The 19863-nt window shown below is 59.5% G+C and carries 10 protein-coding genes; 2 read left to right on the forward strand and 8 right to left on the reverse strand.

Annotated features, from left to right (window positions below; all coding sequences use genetic code 11):
* Nucleotides 1–173: 173 nt before the first annotated feature.
* From AC1DRP_RS04660 to AC1DRP_RS04675, 4 genes are all read right to left on the reverse strand, one after another.
* A complete protein-coding gene (locus tag AC1DRP_RS04660) occupies nt 174–1730 on the reverse strand; it encodes an ISL3 family transposase (protein WP_476767891.1) in 1557 nt (518 codons plus the stop codon).
* Nucleotides 1731–1830: 100 nt separating this feature from the next.
* Nucleotides 1831–3516, reverse strand: a complete 1686-nt coding sequence (locus AC1DRP_RS04665; RefSeq protein ID WP_476767892.1) for a nuclease-related domain-containing DEAD/DEAH box helicase — start codon at nt 3514–3516, stop codon at nt 1831–1833.
* Nucleotides 3516–5375 (reverse strand): DrmB family protein, encoded by a 1860-nt coding sequence (gene drmB / locus AC1DRP_RS04670; protein WP_476767893.1) that lies wholly within the window; start codon nt 5373–5375, stop codon nt 3516–3518. The genes AC1DRP_RS04665 and drmB overlap by 1 nt, the downstream gene beginning before the upstream one ends.
* Nucleotides 5365–8556, reverse strand: coding sequence for a helicase-related protein (locus AC1DRP_RS04675; RefSeq protein ID WP_476767894.1), 3192 nt, complete (start codon nt 8554–8556; stop codon nt 5365–5367). Before AC1DRP_RS04675 ends, drmB begins: the two co-directional genes overlap by 11 nt.
* Nucleotides 8557–9129: 573 nt before the next feature.
* On the opposite strand from AC1DRP_RS04675, the gene AC1DRP_RS04680 reads away from it, so the two are divergent.
* Nucleotides 9130–9276, forward strand: coding sequence for a hypothetical protein (locus AC1DRP_RS04680; RefSeq protein WP_476767895.1), 147 nt, complete (start codon nt 9130–9132; stop codon nt 9274–9276).
* A 153-nt stretch (nt 9277–9429) separates the two neighbouring features.
* Here the strand turns inward: AC1DRP_RS04680 and AC1DRP_RS04685 are convergent, their stop codons facing one another.
* Nucleotides 9430–9897 (reverse strand): very short patch repair endonuclease, encoded by a 468-nt coding sequence (locus AC1DRP_RS04685; RefSeq protein WP_476767896.1) that lies wholly within the window; start codon nt 9895–9897, stop codon nt 9430–9432.
* 79 nt (nt 9898–9976) lie between these two features.
* Between AC1DRP_RS04685 and AC1DRP_RS04690 the strand changes: the two genes are divergently transcribed.
* Nucleotides 9977–11506 (forward strand): DNA cytosine methyltransferase, encoded by a 1530-nt coding sequence (locus AC1DRP_RS04690; protein ID WP_476767897.1) that lies wholly within the window; start codon nt 9977–9979, stop codon nt 11504–11506.
* 15 nt (nt 11507–11521) lie between these two features.
* Here AC1DRP_RS04690 and AC1DRP_RS04695 read toward each other — a convergent pair whose 3' ends face one another.
* Genes AC1DRP_RS04695 through AC1DRP_RS04705 form a run of 3 tightly spaced genes read right to left on the reverse strand, consistent with a single transcriptional unit; the run spans nt 11522 to nt 19796 of the window.
* Nucleotides 11522–16654: an FtsK/SpoIIIE domain-containing protein gene (locus tag AC1DRP_RS04695; RefSeq protein ID WP_476767898.1), complete on the reverse strand. Its 5133-nt coding sequence runs from the start codon at nt 16652–16654 to the stop codon at nt 11522–11524.
* A gap of 12 nt (nt 16655–16666) precedes the next feature.
* The gene (locus AC1DRP_RS04700; RefSeq protein ID WP_476767899.1) at nt 16667–17959 is read right to left on the reverse strand and encodes a hypothetical protein; all 1293 of its coding nucleotides are present in this window, start codon (nt 17957–17959) and stop codon (nt 16667–16669) included.
* A 19-nt stretch (nt 17960–17978) separates the two neighbouring features.
* Entirely contained in the window at nt 17979–19796 is a 1818-nt protein-coding gene (locus AC1DRP_RS04705; protein ID WP_476767900.1) for a hypothetical protein, read from the reverse strand.
* Nucleotides 19797–19863 lie beyond the last annotated feature (67 nt).

A 19863-nucleotide genomic window follows, 5' to 3' on the forward strand; every position in this document is an offset into this window, starting at 1 on the left:
AAACGCTGGTCTCTTTCTGCGATACGTCCAGCCCGACATACTGTTTCATGATGACCATCCCGTGCTCAGGCCGGCGCCGCTGCCTGCCCTCTGTCACTCTGAAGGCAGGGGCTCAGCGGCAGCAATTACGTCATCGTGTGCAASTTTGGCTCTGACGCAATTTTGGTGGCGCGCTACGTGGCGCCGATGATGCGGGCCTGGAGGATGTCGAGCTTCCCCCTGCCGTACATCTGCCGCTTCACCAGCTTGAGCTTGGTGATCTGGCCCTCGGTCTGGCCGTTGGACCAGGGTGACGTGMTCGCGGCGCGCACCGCCGCCTGATCCTTGACGATACCGTTGGCGAACGATGCGACCAGGCTCGCGCCCGCCCGCTTCAGCCATGGCTCGAGGTCGACGAGGGATTTCTTCCGGATCATGGCCTGGAAGGCGGCGATGATCTCTCGCGCCTCCACCAGCAGTGGCACGCCGCCCTCGATCGCTGCGACCGTGACGGTCTCGGACTTGGACAGGCCGTCCCGGCCGATGGTCAGCAAGCGTGCCACGGTTCGTGCCGAGGGCACGCGGCTCAAGGTGCCGCCATCGATCTTCTCCGCCTGGCGGCGGCGTGCGGCCCATTCGCTCACAACGCGAAGGCAGCCACGGAATCCACGCTTTTTGAGGCGCCGCCRCAATGCCGCGCCGTTGCGTTGTCCCGCCGCCCATTGTTCGTCGAGCCACTGCAGGTGCAGTTCCAGAGAAGTCTCCCGAACGCGGAAGACATCGGACCGCTGGCCCCGCAACACCTTGCGAACCAGGCCGCGACTGTGCCCCGTGCGGCGCACGATCTCCTTGATCGGCACTCCATCCTTGGCCAATCCGAGAATGACAGCATTGGCGTCCTCCCGGCGCAGATATCCCTCATATTGGATCCGCTCGGCAGCGGTGAGCAGGTCGGGATTGATCGTGGCGGCGCCGATCGCGGCCCGGATCTGCCGCATGGATTTGCGGACGGCGTCCAGGAAGGCCCGGCTGGCGTTCTCCATCAGATGCCAGCGATCGGCAACCTGCGTGGCCTGCGGCAGCGCCTTKGCGGCCGCCACGGCGTAGCCGCCGCCCCGATCGCGCGCGACGATGCCGATCTGCGGCTGGTCCGAGAGCCAGGCTTGCGCCGTCGCCGGCTCGCGGTCCGGCAGCAGGGCGATCGTCTTGCGCCGTTCCAGATCGCAGATGATCGTCCCGTAGCGTTGGTTGCGGCGCCAGGCCCAGTCATCGATCCCGATCACGGTCGGCGGGACGAAGCGCAGGCTGCCGCGCCTTCGCACGACACGTAATAGCGTGTCATTGCTCACAGGCAGCATCAGCCTTCGGGCGAAGCTCGCTGCCGGCCGCCCGCCGAGAGCGAGCCCGAGGTGATGGACAATATGATCGAGCCGTGCCGTCCGCCGCGCCCAAGGAACCAGCACGGTCTTGTCAAAACGCTCTGTGAAAATGCGGCGGCCGCATCGGACAGCATCGCAATGGAACCGCCGGGCTATGACCAGGAGCCGAACCGGCCGACCCGCCATTGGCAGGTCCGCCAGGCGCCGATGATATCGGCTGTGGACCCGCTGCGAGCTGGTTCCGCATCCCGGACACGGGCTCACCTCGCCTGCCGCACGGACAGAGATCCGCAAGCCTGCATCGTCAATGACGGCGTCGTTCACAACGAAGCTGCGTGGAACCAGGGTCGACGGCCGGAGGGCTTGGCGCATGGCATTGATTCCTCATGTGAAATCAACGCCAACCGAATCCAGAATTCCATCAAAAGTGAGTCAGAGCCAAACTTGCATGCCGAAACACACAGGAGTGCGCTCAGTTGTCGCGCAACCCTTCCGACAGCCACTTGGCTTCGCCTCGGGACGACACAACGCAGAGATAGGCCCGCGCTCTCGAGAACGCGACATAGGCCAGTTCGCGGCGCTCCATTTCGTCGCCGCTGACAATCATGATTATTGCCGGTCGTTCCAGACCCTTGAACCGCCGCACGGTATCCACGACCACGTCTTCGAGCGCCATGGTTTCGGCATCTGTAAGCGGAACGCTGGTCCCGCTGCTTCTTTCGAGAAAGCTCGTCCGGACGGCTGGTCCGTTGACAAGCACGGCTATGTCACCAGGGGCCACTTCCTCGTGGAACACGAGCCTTCGAAGCTCCCTGTATGCCGCGTCGACCTTTGCATCAGGATTCTCGGCATTGATCCATGAGACCTCTAGACCATCGGGCCCGTCCGCGATTATCTCAGGGCCCGAATAATGCACAGAAGCGGCATTATGGATGTTCTTCGTGTTGCGGAGATTTCGGGAAAGCCGAACCGGAACGACGCTCAGATCATGAACGCCATTCCCCGCGCTCTCGTAGACCCTCTGGTTGCTGTCCATGAATACACGGAGTTGTCCACCGTGGCTCAGGCAGGCATCGATCGCGATCCACCAGTTGGCGCTGAAGTCCTGGCCTTCATCGATAATGATCGTGTCCCACCTGAGTGCGGGCTGTATCTCCATCGCGCGGTAGAGCGCATTCGGCAGCGCGCCTTCATAGAGTTCCCGTTCACTGATGTTGGAAGGCGTTTGGACGCYCGCCTGACGTGAGATGAGCCCGCACAGCGCGTGAAACCCGGCTACCGTAAGGTTTTCGACGTCCTTCAGATTCCGCTCGAGGTTGGTTGCGAGAGGTCGGCTGTGACAAGTCAGGAGGGTCTTCCTTCCAGCCGCGGCAGACCTAAGTGCTTCCTCGATCGCCAGCACGGACTTGCCGGTTCCTGCGCCACCACGGATGAGCGCCCGTGTGATATCGGCGATCGCGTCTAGGACATGGTACTGAGACGGTTCAAGGACGCGGAACTCCGTGTCGGCTTCCGCGATAGCGGCACCGATCCGGAAGCTGAGCGTGAAGGGGTGTGCCAGCAGTCTTTCAAGTGCTGCGATGCCATCATCACCCAAAGCTTCGCAATTGCCTGGCCGTCGCCCTGCCTTCAGCCGGTCGTCTAGCCATCCGCGAAGTCCCTGCTGAAACTGGCGCGAACAACAGAAGATCGAGGCCGGGCGATCAGCTCCGAGATGGCCGGGTGGAGAGCCGGTACTTGGAAAGATCGCCCCATGGGCGGCATGAATGAAGCGCTTCGGCCACCTCGTTGACCCGTTGAGTCGTTTGAGGATTTCATGCTTTGCGCTTCGCGCCTGCGCCACCGGATCCTTGATCTTGTGGACGAAACCACCGTGATCCGTGCTGCGCCACTGACCGTCCCTCGGGTCGAACGTGATTTCTTTCCCCCCCTTGACTTCGATCGCGAGGATGCCGTGGTCGGGGTGCGCGATCAGGAAGTCGCATTCGCCATCCTTCTCGTTTCCCAGCCTGTCGGTGCCCAGCCAGGGACTCGAGTAGAAGACATGAAAGGTGTCGTCGAGAACTTCGGCGAGGCGATCATATACACGGACCTCTGCCCGGCGCCTCGGATCATCCAGTACCGAACGGGGGAGTTTCCTTGGCCAGAGCACTGCCATCAGCTTCTCCGAAGCATGTCTTCGAAGTATCCAAGGCCCGAACCTGTCCCGTCTCCGGTCAGCAGCGCGCGGTCGAGGAAGGTGTTGAAGGCTTCGCAGGACGTCTCGGGAGCAAGGCAGCAGGCGTGGCAAACCGAATGCGAGTAGCTGTTGATCGCTCCCATCATGTCCGTGATGCAGAGCGGATCGGAGGAGCACCACTCGATCGCGTCGATCGCACGTTGAAGGACGCCCTCGATGCGAGCCGCCTTTCCTTGCCGTTCGAGGCCGCCGAGCGTTCCGTCCGAGTCCGGTGTTGCGGTATAGATCAGAAGCCCGGCCATCTGCTCTTCGTCAGTTCCGGCATAGATCCTCTCCTGAAGGGACGCTGAGGAATATCCGCACTCCAGCGTGAGTTGGCGCATGAGCGCGTGCGCGAGGGTGTGGCAGAGCATGTAGCGTGGGATTATCGCTTTAGGCGGCTTGCCGTCCTCGCCATAGCGTTCCCTCCAGTCCGCCTGGTGTCGAATCTGGCACTGGGAGACGCGTGCAATGACATCCGGTCTGCTTTCCCAGTTCGACAGCCGCTCCTCATTCAGTGCGAGGAAGATGCCTTCGCCGCGAACCTCGATCGCTGGGAGCCATTCAAGCGGATCCTTGGAGAGCCGTGCCACCTCGGGCGAGTCCGGATCGCCGGGCGGATTGATCCGGGTGAACCCCTTGATGGCACGGACCTCACGAAGGCGCACAGCCCGTACCACCCGGGATATCCATGGAGCTATCTCCGGGGATACTGCTTCTCTACGGGTTTCGAAGTCGATGTCCGGCGTCCGACTGCGACCAGGTTCGGTGACGAACTGTCGATATTCTGCCGGACGCAGGTCGTCGGTTCGCAGCTGTCCGTATGACGTGAGGCGGGCCCGGATCGCCTCCGCCAGTTCCGCGGGTGACATTTCCAGCTCCTTCAGGATGCTCTCTAGATCACCCTTTGCCAGGAAGCCGATGTACTCCTCCAGCTTCGTTGGGTCGTCGAGGTTTGTGAGTGAACTCCACCAATCACCCAGAACTTCCTGGAGACGGTCGGACCAAGGCGGAATGCTGAGGGCTGACTCCGTAACCGCGAAGTACAGGTTGGACGCGCCTCGCTGAACGGCATACTGCTCCCTGCCGCAAGTTTCTTCGCCATCAGCCAGCCACGGTCGATGCCCCCGGCATTTCGGACCACGTTCCCACGTCTTCTTCGAGAATACGCCGTCCATCGACCGGCGCGCGCCGCACTTCTGACAACTGAGGATGAGACCGGCAAGGCCGGGTTTCTCGGACCGCAGGATTAGGCCGGGATGACGCTCCGTGTTCTCACGCTGCGAAACCGGGCAATCCGACTTATGACCTACCCACCAGTCCCAGGGAAATTCGTCGACGTGGCCATGCTTGCAAGCCATGACGAAGCGTACGGGGATGACAAAGACCTTGCTTTCGCCATGGGATTTTTCCGTGCAGGTCGGGCAGTATCGATAGGCCTTGCCTGGATCGTTCTTCCATCGCCGTTCCGGCTTGATGACATCGCAGCTTGGACATTGCAGCCATTTCGGGAAACGCACGGCGACGAGCCGCCGGGTATCCGGATCGTCGTCCTTCCCCCGCTCGACTGTGACAGGAGGTGTCCGGAAGCCCTTCACGCCAAGCTTCTTCTGCAGGCGTGTCTCTCGGATGACCTGAGGGTGGGCCAGACCAGCCGGAGGAAAGGAGCGGTCCCATTCCTCGAGCCCTGCAGCGATACCCGAAACGGCTCCTCCACCCGCCCTGAAATCCACCACGGAGCCAGGGCCAAATGTCGAAACGACTGCGCTGCGACGCAGATCCTGAAGATCATTCTTCATGCGTATCATCCTTCGCCCTGAGGACAGGGGCCATCCGAAACGGGGTTCCGGCCTCGACGGTTCGCATGGAGTTGAGGGTCGGCCACGCGGCGCCTGTGTCGCGGCCGGCAGCCCGGCGGGCGGCAGCGCGTTCGGCACTCTGGAGAAGGGATTTCCCTCCCTTGTAGTCGCTCCAGTAGACCGCCGGGGACCTTGCTCTCCAAGTGTCGAGACGGCGTTCAAGCTCTTCCCGGACGGCGGTCTCTTCGGGATCGATGCGCTTCGCACGCTCGACGATCAAGTCGATGAGGTCCATCGCCTTGTCTTCTGCGTCATCTTCCATCCGCGGAGAGTCCAGCATGTCGGGAACAAGATGGCGTACCGCGGCCACCAGTGCTGCATGCAGTGCCCTGTCGCGAGCCCGTGATGCGAAGGGAGTAACGCTGGTTGCTTCCACATCCCTGTAGAGGGTGCGGTGCCAGCTGCAGAACGCCTCGAAATGCGAACGGTCGCGCGCCTTGGCGTTGTTGAGGACCGAGACCACAAGTCCGCTCACATCCCCCCGCCCGACACGGCTGGTGGACTGGATGTACTCGGCGATGGTCTTGGGTTGCCCGTTGACCAGCATCAGTCCCAGTCGGGAAATGTCCACGCCGACGCTGACCATGTTCGTCGCGAGCACCGTATCGACTGCGCCCGGGGAGCCGACCTTGATGTCGAGGAGGTCGAGCATCTCGCGGATTTCTTCTTGTGTCCTTCTGGAGGTCAACTCCTCGACGTTGCTGAGGGGTCGTCGCTCTTCGGAGCGCGCGTCAGCATAGAGCGCGATGCTGTCGGTGACGTCGTCCTGCATGAGGACGAGCGCGCCGCCAAGCTCGCGAAGCGAATTGAAGTACCCGACGAGCGTCCAGTAGGCGTCCCGGCGAACATCGTCGCTGAATGCCCCGAAAGCCGTTTGCAGCAGGGAGCCTGCGACGGCCTGCAGGGTGAACTTTGCCGATCGACCGGCCGTCGTGACGCCGAGATAGCGTCTTCCCACCGCCTTAGGCCGCCGATCACGAACCGCAAAACCGGAGTCGTCATGATCGATCGCCGGCGGGGGGAACTGGAATGCTTCGCGATCAAACAGGGCTAGTACCTGCTCCGATGCTCTGCGGATCGTTGCCGTCGAGCCGATGACCTTTGCCCGATGTCCACGCGCGGCGAACATCAGGTCGAATGCGGCCTCATATGCCCCTGCGATCGTGCCGAGGGGACCGGAGATAAGGTGCAGCTCGTCCTGGATTATCAGGTCAGGCGGAGAGCCATCCGAAACACCGAACAGGCTGTTGGTTCTCTTCTCGCGGACGATCTGCGCGAACTTGTCGGCCGTTCCGATGAGCAACGTCGGCCGGTTGTCGTAGACATCCTCGTCTATAGTGAAGACAGGCAGGATTCCATACATCTTGCACGTGCTGTTCGTGCATTCGGCGTCAACGGGTGAGGTGGCGCTCGCCATCGACCATTTCAGTTTTTCGCCACAGGCGGGGCAGCGGGCGAGCTGCTTTGGTGACGCAACCTCCGAAGAGCCACGAAGGGAAGCGAATGCATCTGCGCGCTTGTTGGGAGTGGCGTCTCCGCCAACCCACAGGCCGATCGAGAACGGCCCGTCACCTCGAAGCGGCAAGCCGTCTGGAGACGCCACCCGGCCGGTGCGTATGGCCTCCAGAGCCACGATCATTGCGGCGGACCGTGCAAACTGCTGGGTCGTGAGCAGGCGAAGCGTATAGCGCATCAGGGCGCAGACACCGCTGTGGTCGTTCGGATCATCCGAGAGGCGGCGATACACGGCGATGCACGCGATCAGAGCAAGGTATGCTTCAGTCTTGCCCCCACCGGTGGGGAACCAGAGAAGGTCCATGACCCCTCGGTGCTCGTGATCGCGGGCCACCGACGATGGTGCACTTAGGAGCAGAAATCCCAGCTGGAACGGCCGCCAGCGCAGTGGACCGTAGCGGCTCTTGGAGCTGTCCCACGAGTGCTGCAGGCGCATGGAGAGGTTTGCCAGCTGGAAGGCTCGCCGAAGCCGTGGATTGGCGCCGAGTTCGACGGCTGATGCCCGCATACGCCCGAGCGCCTCCTCGCACCGGGCGAGATGAGCCTCAACGACGTACCTCAGCTCGGGACTCACGTCCGTCACGTCGTCGAGTCGTTTCCGCTGCACTTGTACCCAGCGGTCGTAGGCGTCGCAGAATAGCTCCAGTCCCTGCTGTAGGGTCGCCGTATCGGCGAAGGCTAGCTCCTCCGCAGAGAGCGGATCGAACGACCCGCTCTCATTGCCAAGCTCGGAAAAGAAGGCATGACCGTTCGGATCGACGCCCTCGACGATGGCTGACGGGAGCCAGGTTGTCCCGACCCATCGTGCACTGGGGCGCACTCCGCCTGGTTGGCTCACGGACTCCCACTCGGCCGAGCATACGTGACCGATAGCGAACTCCGCTACGTTCCTGTAAAGTACTGCCCCGCTTTCCTCGTCGCTGACTGAGGCGGTCCCCCCGGTCCCCCCTTGACGCATCGACGTCGAGCGACGGGGAGGCTTCGGTATCAGCAGAGTCCCCTCGCACGGTTCGATGCGAAGCGCCGTCTGGAAGAGCGACGCGGCCTCGATCTCGTTTCGGTCCTGCTCTGGAACTACCGAATTCACGAGCGAAAGGGTGACTAGAACGGCACCACCGGCATTGATGCATCGGACGCTGAGTGAGACGTTGGGCAGCCCTTCACCTTGTTCCGCAAGCGCAATCTCGCGCGTCGGGCCGGGCGGCAGGTCGAGACCTGCAATCTCGACCCGGTGTGGCTGTCGAACCCAGACGTCGAGGTCGTCACGCTTTTTGAGCCGGTAGGTGGCGAAGCTGCAGATGACCCGCACTTGTGGTGTGCGGTTGCATGCAGCGCTGAACGATATGCCTGCCACGGACGGCTTCTGAATCGACCCAGTTCTGACCGCATCGCTCTCGCCGTTGCTCTCCTCACCCGAGCCGGCGCCCGCGGTTCCGAGGCGATCGTCATCTTCCCCCGCCATTGCCGTGCGCTGGGGCCAGAGGATGCCAGTGAGATAGACGTCGGATGGACGCGCCGTCAGTTCCTCGTTGTGGGCACGCGGTCCGATCAGGTCCTCGGCGAGGCGGCAGGCGACGACACTTCTGTCCTGTGATTTATCCTGCATGAGCGCTAAGTCCGGTCAATTCTGTAAAAGGGGAATGCTGCAATTCAAGGTGTCAGCACAAGTCCGGACGATGCCCATGGGTCATTCAAGGTACCAAGAATACTATATTCAGGAGCCAAACCAATCGATGAACAATTTTTCTAGTCGATCCGGTGTCTTGTAAGTCATGCCGCCAGAGTCAGATGATATTTATCCAATATAGTTCAAGAATCTCGCTGTCATGATGCCAGCACATGTCCCGGCTTCGTTCGAGATAATGCCATACCTGGATGCGATATCCAGGTGCATCTGTAGATAGTACGCAGTGACAGCATTTGCGCCTCCAGCGAGAAAATCCTGAGCGGCCCCCGGCGGCCGACGATCTCCTAAGCTTCGTCAACTACGACATGCTCGATCCTAGAATACTCATCAGCCAAATCCTCGTCGGACCTCAGCAACGCATTTAACGCGCTCGATATTGTCATCGTAGGACCGTGTCAGACGGGCATTCGGGCCGTTCCCGGATTGGACCGCCCATGCATGGGAGTCGATTGTTACGTTATGAATGGCATAGAATGCCTCGCCGACGTACGAATGCAAGCGCGTACGGTCGCCGCCAAGCGCAGCGTCTCGGCCTGGACCTTCGACCTCACTCCCGGCTCGGAGAAGGAGATCAAGGTCGCCTACCGGCTGAAATGGCCGGGCGATCGCGAAGTGGTGTTCGAGCCGCGGGTGACCTGAGGCAGGAAGGCTCCGGCGTCATTCCGGACGAAGTTGCTCGACCTTGTGAACCATTGGGGCCGAGCATCCACGTCGTGCGATGCGGATGGCGGGCAACGACGTGGTGGATGGTCGGGGCTTACCGGTCAATTGCCTGCCGCGCCGCCGTTCACGTCAAGGGGCGATCTCAATGGCGCTGTCGGCCGACAAATCGCCGATCTCGATCTCACGTTCGTCCGAACGTAGCCAAGCCGACAGGAGTGCGGTCGAGAAGGCCACTCGATCCGGCTTCCGCAGACCGCATTCCCACACAGTTGCCACACGCCAACCATCTTTCAAAAGCGCCCCACGAACAGCGCGGTCCCGCGCGACGTTTGCTTCGAATTTTGCCTGCCAAAATTCGGAACGGGTCGACGGGCTGGTCGCGTAACGACAGCCCGCGTGGCGATGCCAAAAACAGCCGTGCACGAAGACAACTGCGCGATGTCTCGGAAGAACGAGGTCTGGCCGCCCGTGAACCTTCATGGAATGAAGCCGGAAGCGGAAGCCGTGCGCGTGCAACGCCCGCCTAACAACCAGTTCGGGATTCGTGTTCTTTCCCCGTATTCCCGACATCATCCGGGAACGGGTCTGCTGGTCCACGATGTCTGCCACAAGCGCCCTGGTTTTCGTCTCGGAAACTCGTATACACCGCCAGAATGAAATTCGTTAGGAGCCTGATTTGCCTTCCGCTTTCGGCATTGTCGATCTGTTTGCCGGTCCGGGCGGACTCGGCGAGGGTTTCGCGTCTCTTGGCGAGGACGGACCTGCGCCATTCCGGATCGGTATTTCGGTCGAGAAGGAGGCATCGGCCCACCGAACTTTGACGCTGCGCGCGTTTCTCCGAGAATACCGGGCTCGGCACGACACCCTGCCCTGTGAGTTCATCGACTTCCATGCAGGACTGATCCCAGAACCGGACTGGTCGGCTGTCGACGCGGACGCATGGCGCCTTGCCGCCGACGAAGCTCGCGCGCTGGAACTCGGCACCGAGGCCGCTGCGAGCGCGATCGATAGTGCCATCGGCAAGCTGAAGAAGAAGTCCGACGACATGATCCTGATCGGGGGACCGCCCTGCCAAGCCTACTCCTTGGTGGGGCGCGCTCGGGCTAGAGGCAAGGTCGGCTACGTGCCCGAAGAGGATGCGCGGCACTACCTGTTCCGCGAGTATATCCGGGTGCTCGACAGGCTTCGGCCCGCAGTGTTCGTGATGGAAAACGTCAAGGGGATGCTTTCATCGACAGTTGAAAGCCGCCTTGTATTCGAGATGCTAATGGACGATCTGTCTTCGCTCGGCACAGGTCGCGGTCATCACTACGAACTGCACGCGATCCGGGTAAAGAATGGAAAGGCCAGCCTTAGAGAGGCGGCGAAGCCGGCGGACTTCATCGTCTGCTCCGAGGAATTCGGAGTCCCGCAGCGACGCCACCGAGTGATCATTGTCGGCATCCGGTCCGATATCGTGGGCAAGACCACTGAAGCCGAGATCGCCGTCTCCGGAAAGAAGCGGACGGTAAGCGACGCTATCGGTACGATGCCGGCCCTGCGCAGCGGCATCAGCCGTGGCTTAGACTATGCGGCTGCCTGGCGGACCGAGGTCACTGACGCAGCAAAGCAGCTGGCCGGCATCTACAAGGAGAAGGACAGCCCGCTCGGTGAGGCGTTCTTGACCATTTCAAAGCGACTGAGGGATGGTTCGCCGTCGCTTCGGGCAGTGTCATGCCTGCCCGAGAGCTACGGCGCTTCGGACGATGAGCTGCTGCGTTGGATCGAGCGGCCCGATCTGCGCGCAATTGCCCAGCACGAAACACGCGTGCACATGACGTCGGATCTTGGACGTTATCTGTTCGCCGCGGTATTCGGGAGCGTGCACCGCTACAGCCCGAAGGCGGCCGATTTTCCATTGGCTCTCAGTCCGGATCACCGGAACTGGCACAGCGGCGTCTTCAATGACCGCTTCCGCGTCCAGCTGGCCGGCGAGGCTTCGACCACAGTCACGAGTCACATCTCGAAGGATGGCCATTACTTCATTCATCCCGACCCGATTCAGTGCCGCAGTCTGACCGTGCGCGAGGCTGCCCGGCTGCAGACTTTCCCCGACGACTACCTGTTCCTCGGCAACCGCACACAGCAATACGTCCAAGTGGGAAACGCCGTCCCCCCATTTCTTGCACGGCAAATCGCAGCGTTGCTGAGGACCGTTCTCGCTTGAAGATTGACTGGCATGTCAGACCTTGGCGCACTGAACCCGGGTCAAAATACCGCTTTCTTTGAAGAACGCGTCCCCCTTTCCGGTCAGAGACTCCGCTCCTGGATCATCCATGATGACCCGGCTCTCAGTAGAGCTCTTTACTCGCAAGGCAAGCTGTGCGGGAAGGTTTGACCTCAAATTTGTACTGATAACAGTAGAATCCGGCTTCTGAGTGGCAATAATGACGTGGATTCCAGCTGCACGAGCCTTCTGAGCAAGGCGCCTCAGATGTGCTTCGATCGTCCTTTTCGCATCCGGGTCCGATGTCAGGTCTGCATACTCATCGAGAACAATGACCCACCTCGGAAGTCGTTCGCCCACAGGTGCTTGGGCGTTATAGTCCCCAAGTGTTCTGACGTTGGAGCTCTTGAACCTAGCATAGCGGGCCTGCATTTCCTCGACGGCACGCAATAGTATTTCTATCGCATCCTCCTCGTCCCAGCCTATCTCGCCATCAACATGTTCGGAATCCGAGAGATGTTGAAGCTCTGTCCCCTTCGGATCGATAAGCTGCAGTCGAACCTCGTCCGGAGAATAATGTTCTGTCAGTCCGCCGAGGATTGTGTTCAGGGCCTCGGATTTACCGCTCCCCGTGGTACCGCCGATAAGAAGATGCGGGGAATTTGACGAACTGAAGTCGATCTCAACTACCTTGCCAAAGCGATCCTCCCCCAAGGGGACCTTCAAACCGAACTCCGGTCGCTTCCAGCGAGACCAGAGATCGGCTGCATCGACGAAGTATCGGTCTCTGTCCAGCTTCGGGACATCGATGGTCATGTAGCCCTCGTCGATGGCGAAGCGGATTTCCTGCGACGCATTTAGCTTGAGCGCAAGTTTCAGGGCATCGCTTTTCTCAATCAGCTTCTTCGGCTCGACGCCCCTGCCGGGCAGAAGCCGGAAGAGGATCGATGCCGGACCTTCGATGGCGTGCTCAACTCCGGGCTCGGCTTTGTTGACGCTGATGCCGTACTGGCCGAAAGTATCCAGTATTATTTGATACCTATGATCAAGCTCCGCCTTGCCCAAATGGCCACGGCCGCTGCCGACATCAGTTTCTTCGGCCTCGGGTATGGGTTGATCCTCGGCGACTTCGGCATCAACGGTTTCATCTTCTGAAGGAGGTACGGGGGGCGTTGGGACATCGATGGGAGATTCCACATCGTCCTCCGTCATTGACAGAGTTGACGGTTCCGTCTCCGCGTCTTTCCCTAGCGCTGATCCATCGCCCGCTCCGGTCGGTTTGAGAACCGAAGGATCAGCGAGCCTGTCGAGCAGCGCGCTTCCTCCGGTCTTTACAATCTGAACGCGTGGGTCTGCGTCGTACGCCTCGATGGTCATTTCTCGAGGGTGGGAGTACTCGCAAATGGAATACAGCCCTGCGATGTTCACCGACGCGAAGTCGCCCTCCCTAAAGAGGTTTCTGATTTTCTCGGACACTCGGGAGCGTCGCGGCATTCGTCCTGAGGTTGTATAAAGCGGAATCAAGACAGCGTTTTCACTGACGGTGTCGACTGCCGAGAGGAGCGTGTCTCTCCAGAGCTCACCATCCATGGGATCCTGTTCAGGATCCTGCGGGAAGACAGCATTGAACATTTGCAGGGTCTTGCGCACCTGCTCCGCCCCATGGGCCTCGTAACCGGAGCGTCTTAACTTGCTTTCCAGTATGAGCAGGTCGACCGAAAGACCATCGTCCCCAAGACTCACCGCCAGCCTGATCATGTCCGCACGCATCGAGTTTGCCGATGCGAACCATTCCGGATGCTCATCGAGGGAGATCCAGGCGATGAAGCCCTCCTTTACAGAGGCTGAGAACTGGTGGTCAGCGATCTGCCGGGCTATGCTCAATCCAAGAATTTCCTCGGTCACCCGCGATATTCCGAGCGCGTCGAGGGTCAGCCGCGGCGAGATCTGCCTCGCCTCGTCGTAGATCTTCTGAGCAAACTGTTGCGCCTGCTGCTCCGCAAGCTCCTGTCTCCCTATCAGAACGGCAATCCGCTTCAGTTTCCTTGTGAGGCGATCGATTACGAACTGCTTCCCGGCGTTAGACGACACTATCAGGGTGAACAAACCGCCCGGTCCGACACCATCACGCAGTGAAAGCACTTCCGGACGGGATTCGAGCCTTTCAATCTGCTCTCTCGTAATGTGACGTTCGACTGTGATCACCCAGTGCGAACGCTTATGAAGGGCCCCGAAGAAGCGTGCGGTGTTGTGAAAATTGATGCGAATGTCGATGAAGTCAGTCGCTTCAGGGCGATCCGCGGCAACAGGGTTCCGACGTTCGTGCCTGACCACCAAGGTCGACCAGTCCGAAAGGGCCGTATCGGACATCTTGGGTCTCAACGACACCCACAGGGCCGCGGCGCCGGCTCCCGAAGCGATGTAAGTCGGATCATCGAGAAGAGGATCAAACTTCCCGATAGACGTTGACTCGTCCTCGGTCTTCGCATCCGTGCTGATGTGATCGTCAAGAAACTGCGGAACAATCGCAAGGTCGCAGACAAGTCGTCCCAGTTCCTCGTCTGCGTCTATCTTGACCTTTTCGAAATCATGAAGATTGAGCTGCACGGGTGGAAACAAAGCTCCCTCTCCTGAGAGCCGGTTGTCGGTGTCCACCAATTCGAACTGGCGAGCCGCTTCATCCCAGCAACTCTTCGGCGCGACGAGCTCGATCGTCATCGCCAGGTCCTTGAATTCACCTTGCCGAACCCCTTGGACAATGTCGGCTGGAAGTGCGCTGGCACCGCCGGTTACAATAAGTGTTCTCAGTCCGTCAGCCTTGTATGGATGAGCGTGGAGGTATGCTGTTATCTGGCGGACAATTTCCGCCACGAGGCTTGAGTGAATCCTGTCCCCAGATGCAGTGCCCCCCGACGAGGCGGCTCTCTGGAAGGTCTCGGTCCACCCTCTTTCGCCGTCCGCAAAGAGAACATGCCCGTCTGCGGCCGTGTGTATCGAAGGCTGCTGATGCGGCGAAAGCCCCTGGATCCAATTCAGATACAGGCTCTCATTCTGCTCGTTTAGCAGCAGAAATCCTTCGATCGCACCCGCCGCAAGCTGTGATGACTTCGCAAGGTAGGCCGCAATCCACCTAAGCTTCAGTGGGTGTGACTGAAGCATGAGCACGCGGTCGCCGTCGAAACCCTGCACGCAATCGGCATTCAGGAACTCTATCATGCCGACCGGGACCTCACCGTCCGGGACAAAGGCTCTGCGCGCCTCTGCTAGCAGAGCTGACCACTGATCAAATACGTTGTTCAGCAGCTCAGAGGATAGGCCAGCCTTTTCCGCCTCATCTCTGAACCCCGAGCGAATCGCCACCAGCCGGTTAATTATGGGGTGCTTGAGAACCTCCTCACGAATTGGTCGCGCTTTACCATTCTCAAAAGAGAGAACGCGATGAGCCACTTCCTCGATCCATGCCTCGCCGCGCCGGTTTGAGGGAGCGTGGAGCTCAGCAGTCACATCGCCTCTATCCTCCCCGCAAACGGATATCCAGAACAGCGCGAGATAGGGCAGGTCCTCAGGTAACCACTCGACCGCAATTCCGCTGTCGAGCTCCGTGCCATCTTCGGCATTCACAAGAATGAACTCGAGTGGAACAGGCAGCCAAGCCGTTCCCTCGTCCTCCTCCGATGAGGTGGTATTGGAGTTCTCGGCGTCAGGATCCATTTCCCTCTTGAGCGGCGGGACGGGGCTTTGCCTCGTCAGGCGCTCATCGACATCTAGGAAAACGGAGCCAATCCCATCTGCCAGTGAATTTCGAACTTCGATCAGAGATCCTCCGTAGAGGAACGCAAACAGTCCAATCGCGGGCGCATGTTGATCGTTGGCACCTGCGCCGGCTCGAAGCTCGATCCTGAAAACGCCATCCTCGAGGTTATTGTCTTCGCGAAAATCTCGGGCAACCTGTGAAAGCTTGATCAGCGGGTTCTGGATCCTCTCCACGGCAGGCGCAGCAAGTTTCTCGACCATCCGGAGCGTCTGCTTCGACAGCAGGTCTTTCAACGGCAACAAGCTGGCGTCCGCCGGCTCGCATTCGAGAAACTTGCGAGCGTCGTCGCCAGATCGGTTGCCCAAGCCGACCTCCACCGCGAGTTCATCAAACTCCGGCTTTCTCGCGCGAGCGCTGTCCATGATCTCCTCGGCCACGCGCCGTCCGAGGGGGAGGCCTTTCACGTCCTTGCTGAAGATTTGCTCGAAGATCCGATAGGGAATCCTTTGTCGCCTTTGGCGCGTAGGATCTAGGCAGCATTTGGAGCATTCCTCCCGCCAACGGGTCTGCTCATCGGGCCGATAGGGTTCGCCTTGTTCGTCCACAAACTTAGTTCTGAAGCAGTCCTGCGCGGTCTTCTCGGCATCAAGGTCCGACGACGGCGATGCAGCAAGTTCCGATCTCAAGAGGTTCAAAGAGAGGCGCCGCGCCAAGCGTCCGGAACTCTGACGCCATTGCTCGTCGGGGAACATATCGAGATGGACAAGACATCTGCCGACCAAGGCATTTGTTTCCTCAGGCGAATAAACACCGAAGCCGGAAACGACATCCTGCGCTGCAGCCGATAGGAAGCCTGCGAACTTCCTTACGGGAACAGTCATGTCCGCGGCGTTGAGTTCTCGGAGAACCTCCACGAGGCGGTCACGCAGGAACTCGTTGGCCTGAGGGTTTGGAGAGCCTGCGATGCGTAGCGCCTGTCTGACCATTTCCTCGGGAACCAGGAACTCCCCTTCCTCGTCGAACGTGCCGTCGAGAAAGTTCACGTCTCGAAGGGTGAAGAGGTTCTTTAGGCCCTGCTCATCGCTCTCGACCTTCGTCTCGATGTAAACGAGGCCGTGTTCATTGTTATTCCGATAGTACGTGATGGAATGGTCGGGGTCCGCCCTGAACTCACTCGGGAATTCCTCATGGGAGTCGCTTGCAACGAGAAGCCGGACACGCTCGAGGCCGTGACCGGCGCTTTGAACCTGCCACGTGCGAAGGAACWCAAGCGACTCGCCTCTCGTAAGATTCTTCAATCTGAACGAATTTCGGTCAGATTCATCGCCGGCAGAGAAGCTTCTGGCAACAATTTCGAAAGCTGTACTGGCAATTAATTTCTMAATTTCGTTCATTTTTGTATCCGATCAAGAATCTGATCTTGGCCTAACCATTCTAGTTGCATCGGAATATTGGGTTGCCAGTCCGGAAGCGATCATTTGAAGCGCCAATTGCGTCTCGTTTTCTTCGAAAATGCTGGCGTCGATTGAATTCACCAAGCCCGAAGCCTCGGCGGCGCCACGACCAACCGCAATGCCGAGATAGTCATAAAGAACTTCTGTCGCGAACCTCTCGAATGGCATCTCCGTACCTCTCGGAATTGTCGCCAGCACGATCATCTCGAGGGCATCAACAGAAAGCGTGAAGTGCTTTCGTCCCCGCCAGGCATTCAGGAATCCATTTGCCGCGGCCGTAGCCCAGAAAAAGCTGCGGATCTTGTTTCGCTGGGCATTCGCGATCTTTGGCTCCGCCTTGACGACCGCGTTGACAATGTTGCCGAGAACCTCCTGCAAACAGCGTTGGGATACTCGCCGCAACTGCGGACTGCCCGCCCCGCAGTCACAGATGATCGGGCTTTCATCGAGGTCGAGGCTTTTTCTCGCGCGCCGGTTCTGCATGAGAACGAGCCAGAGTGCGGTCCACCCCATCACTGCCCGTATCTTTGCAACAGAGGTCGCGTCCTCCTGCTCGAGAATGTTGAGGATGCCGTTGCAGTAGACATCTTCGAAATCATCGACACTCGCGCGCGTGGCCTTTTCGATATCATCGATGCTAGGGTGCGCGTCTGTCTTGCTCTGTTTGTTGATGAAATCGGCTAGGATTTCCAATGGGCTCCCTGAAGTCGCCGCATAAAGTCGCTTGAAGCCGTCTCTGATGCGTTCGAGACGTGCTGGGTCTGGGACGGACCTCAGGATCTTGAAGGCCAGAGCTCCTCCACCGCGAAGGTAGAGGCGCTCAAGGCGGATCTCTCCGTATCTCTCCCGTGCATCCCAGTGAATGAGCGATGGTGTGTATGGGAAGAAGTGCGCCCTCGACCACTTGGGTTCCTTGGTTCCATTGGGGATTTCCAACTGAAGACAACGGAGCAGCTCTCGCAAAGTCTCTTCCGCGGCCATGTCGTCGAGGAGCACATTGTGCCGTCGCGGGTCATCCTTGAAGCTGGCATCCCAGACCAGCCGTCGTCCGAAATCGTGCGACCGGCGGGTGATCTTCACCACATCACTGGTAGGAAGCGGATCCCCGCCCTCACCGCAGTAGACGAAGTTCAACAGCTCAAGGCCCGGGTAGTGTCCTGAGGCATCGAAATCGAGGACACCCCCGAACAGCTCGCGGGAGACGTCGGGCCCCTTTCGGATCTTCTCGTCCGAGACATCTTGCATTGTCCGGCCTATTCCTTGTTCAGGCTCCGGCACCGACCTGAATGGTGCTGCCGTCAATGGAGATGGTCTGGGATCGACCGCCCCTAATAAGATTGATCTGATCCGAGCTTGCGTGGGCCGACTGCGCAATGCGGCCAAGGAAGCTGACGACGCGTCGGATGTCGTGCTCGTAGAACTTGGTCGGCACGTGGCCCGCCGCGGCCCTTAGAACGCAGTCGAACGTCATCAGGTCGAGCAGCAGATCATGCGCTCCGCCCTGTTGATCAACAATTCGCAGGACCACATGGCGGTCGATCCAGTCGACGCTTTCCTTTACATGATGGATTACCTCGTCACTGCTCCCCCATTTCTCGGAAAGTCTCATCAGGTCGACATTTGCTGGCTTGATCCTCGCRGCCAGAATCGCTGTTCCCGACATCGATCTTCCGAAGGCCGGATCGACAAGGTGCAGCGTGGGTGTTTGTTCCGAGAACTGGAGCCCCTGAATGTGGTGCAGTCCGGCGATCACTCTCTTCTTGAGAAGAGTGCGTTCGGGTACGTCCATCTGGTCATGGATGATGGCAAGAAAATCAGCACCATAAGAGAAGCCAAGGTGGGTCATGTCGAGGGCGTCGCCGATGCCGTCGATATAGGCTCGGCGCCTGAGCGACCTCACTACGCGCGTGACGTTTTCGGCTTCGTCTGCCCTCTGCTTTTTGTTGCGGGGATCTCCAATGATTTCATCAATTCCATCCGCCGCATCGATGAGATCATCTGATGATGTTGAAGGTGCCCGAAACTGTAGGTCCAATTGGCCGTGAGCAAAGATCCCCTGCTGATTGACTATGCGCTCGTCAATTTCCCTGATTGCCCGCCTTCCCGGGTCAAGTTTGGGAAGTTGTTGCATCAAAGGCAGGCGTTTTAGCTGTTCCTTCGAAAGCGTATCGGGTGCCGCGAATGCTAGGTTGTAGAACGCGTAAGCCTGCTGCCAGCCCTGCTTGCGGCGCCGCCTCATCCTGTGGACGTCTTCACACTTCAGCCCGCCGGTTAGCAAATATGCGAACGCCATCAACATGTCGCGGATGGTTATCACGTAGCCTATCCGCTCCAGCGTCGCGAACAGAAGTCGCAGCTTTTCCTTTCTTATCGCCGCCACTCCCTCGTCGGCACGTTCAGAAAGCATTTCTCTGTTACGGCTGATCGGGCAGGCAGCACGAGCGTCGCAATCGTGGCAGCTCCTCCACCGCACACCAGAGGTCCAGTCGCGAAGGGCGCGGTCTCCTAGAGACTGTCCGTCACTGCCCGCCGCCGTAGACTGATGGTTCAAGTTGACAATGTGGATGCGTCCATCGTGACTGGCTTTTCCGTCATCGAAGGATGACCCGAAACTCTTGAGCAATTCCGCGCAATGCGGTCCGGCCTTGCTCGACGACAGAACGGCTCGGAGCCGTCCTTCGTTAGCGCAGATGATGGTCACTGCCTCGCCGCTGCTCGACGCTTCGACGAGGGTGGCCGCGATCTCAGGAGCAAATTCGGAGAAGTCCTTGAAGATGCGCACGGCGCGGTCGCCAGATCTGCCGTCTTTTGGCTTTATGACCTTCCTACCGTCGCAAGCCTCGTTAATGAGTTTTCTTGCCTCCTCCTCATCATAGCCGAGGAGGCTCTCGATTACTCTTCGGCACAGATGGGTTTTTCCGTGGCCTGCGTCACCGGTCAAAACAACGACGTGAGCGCCGGATTCGGCGGCATCAAGCACGTAGCGATATGCGACGGTGTCGAGATTCAGCGAGTCGTTTGCGACTTGGTACTCTTCATAGATCTGGTCATGAGAAGGGTCGAACGGCAGAAACCGTGCCATTCGGTAAACGTGGGGGTTTTTGTTCTCTGGCAATCCGCTACTCCGACTCGCTTCTTTGGGATCGAAA

The sequence above is a fragment of the Allobosea sp. 01N443 genome (assembly GCF_056399325.1).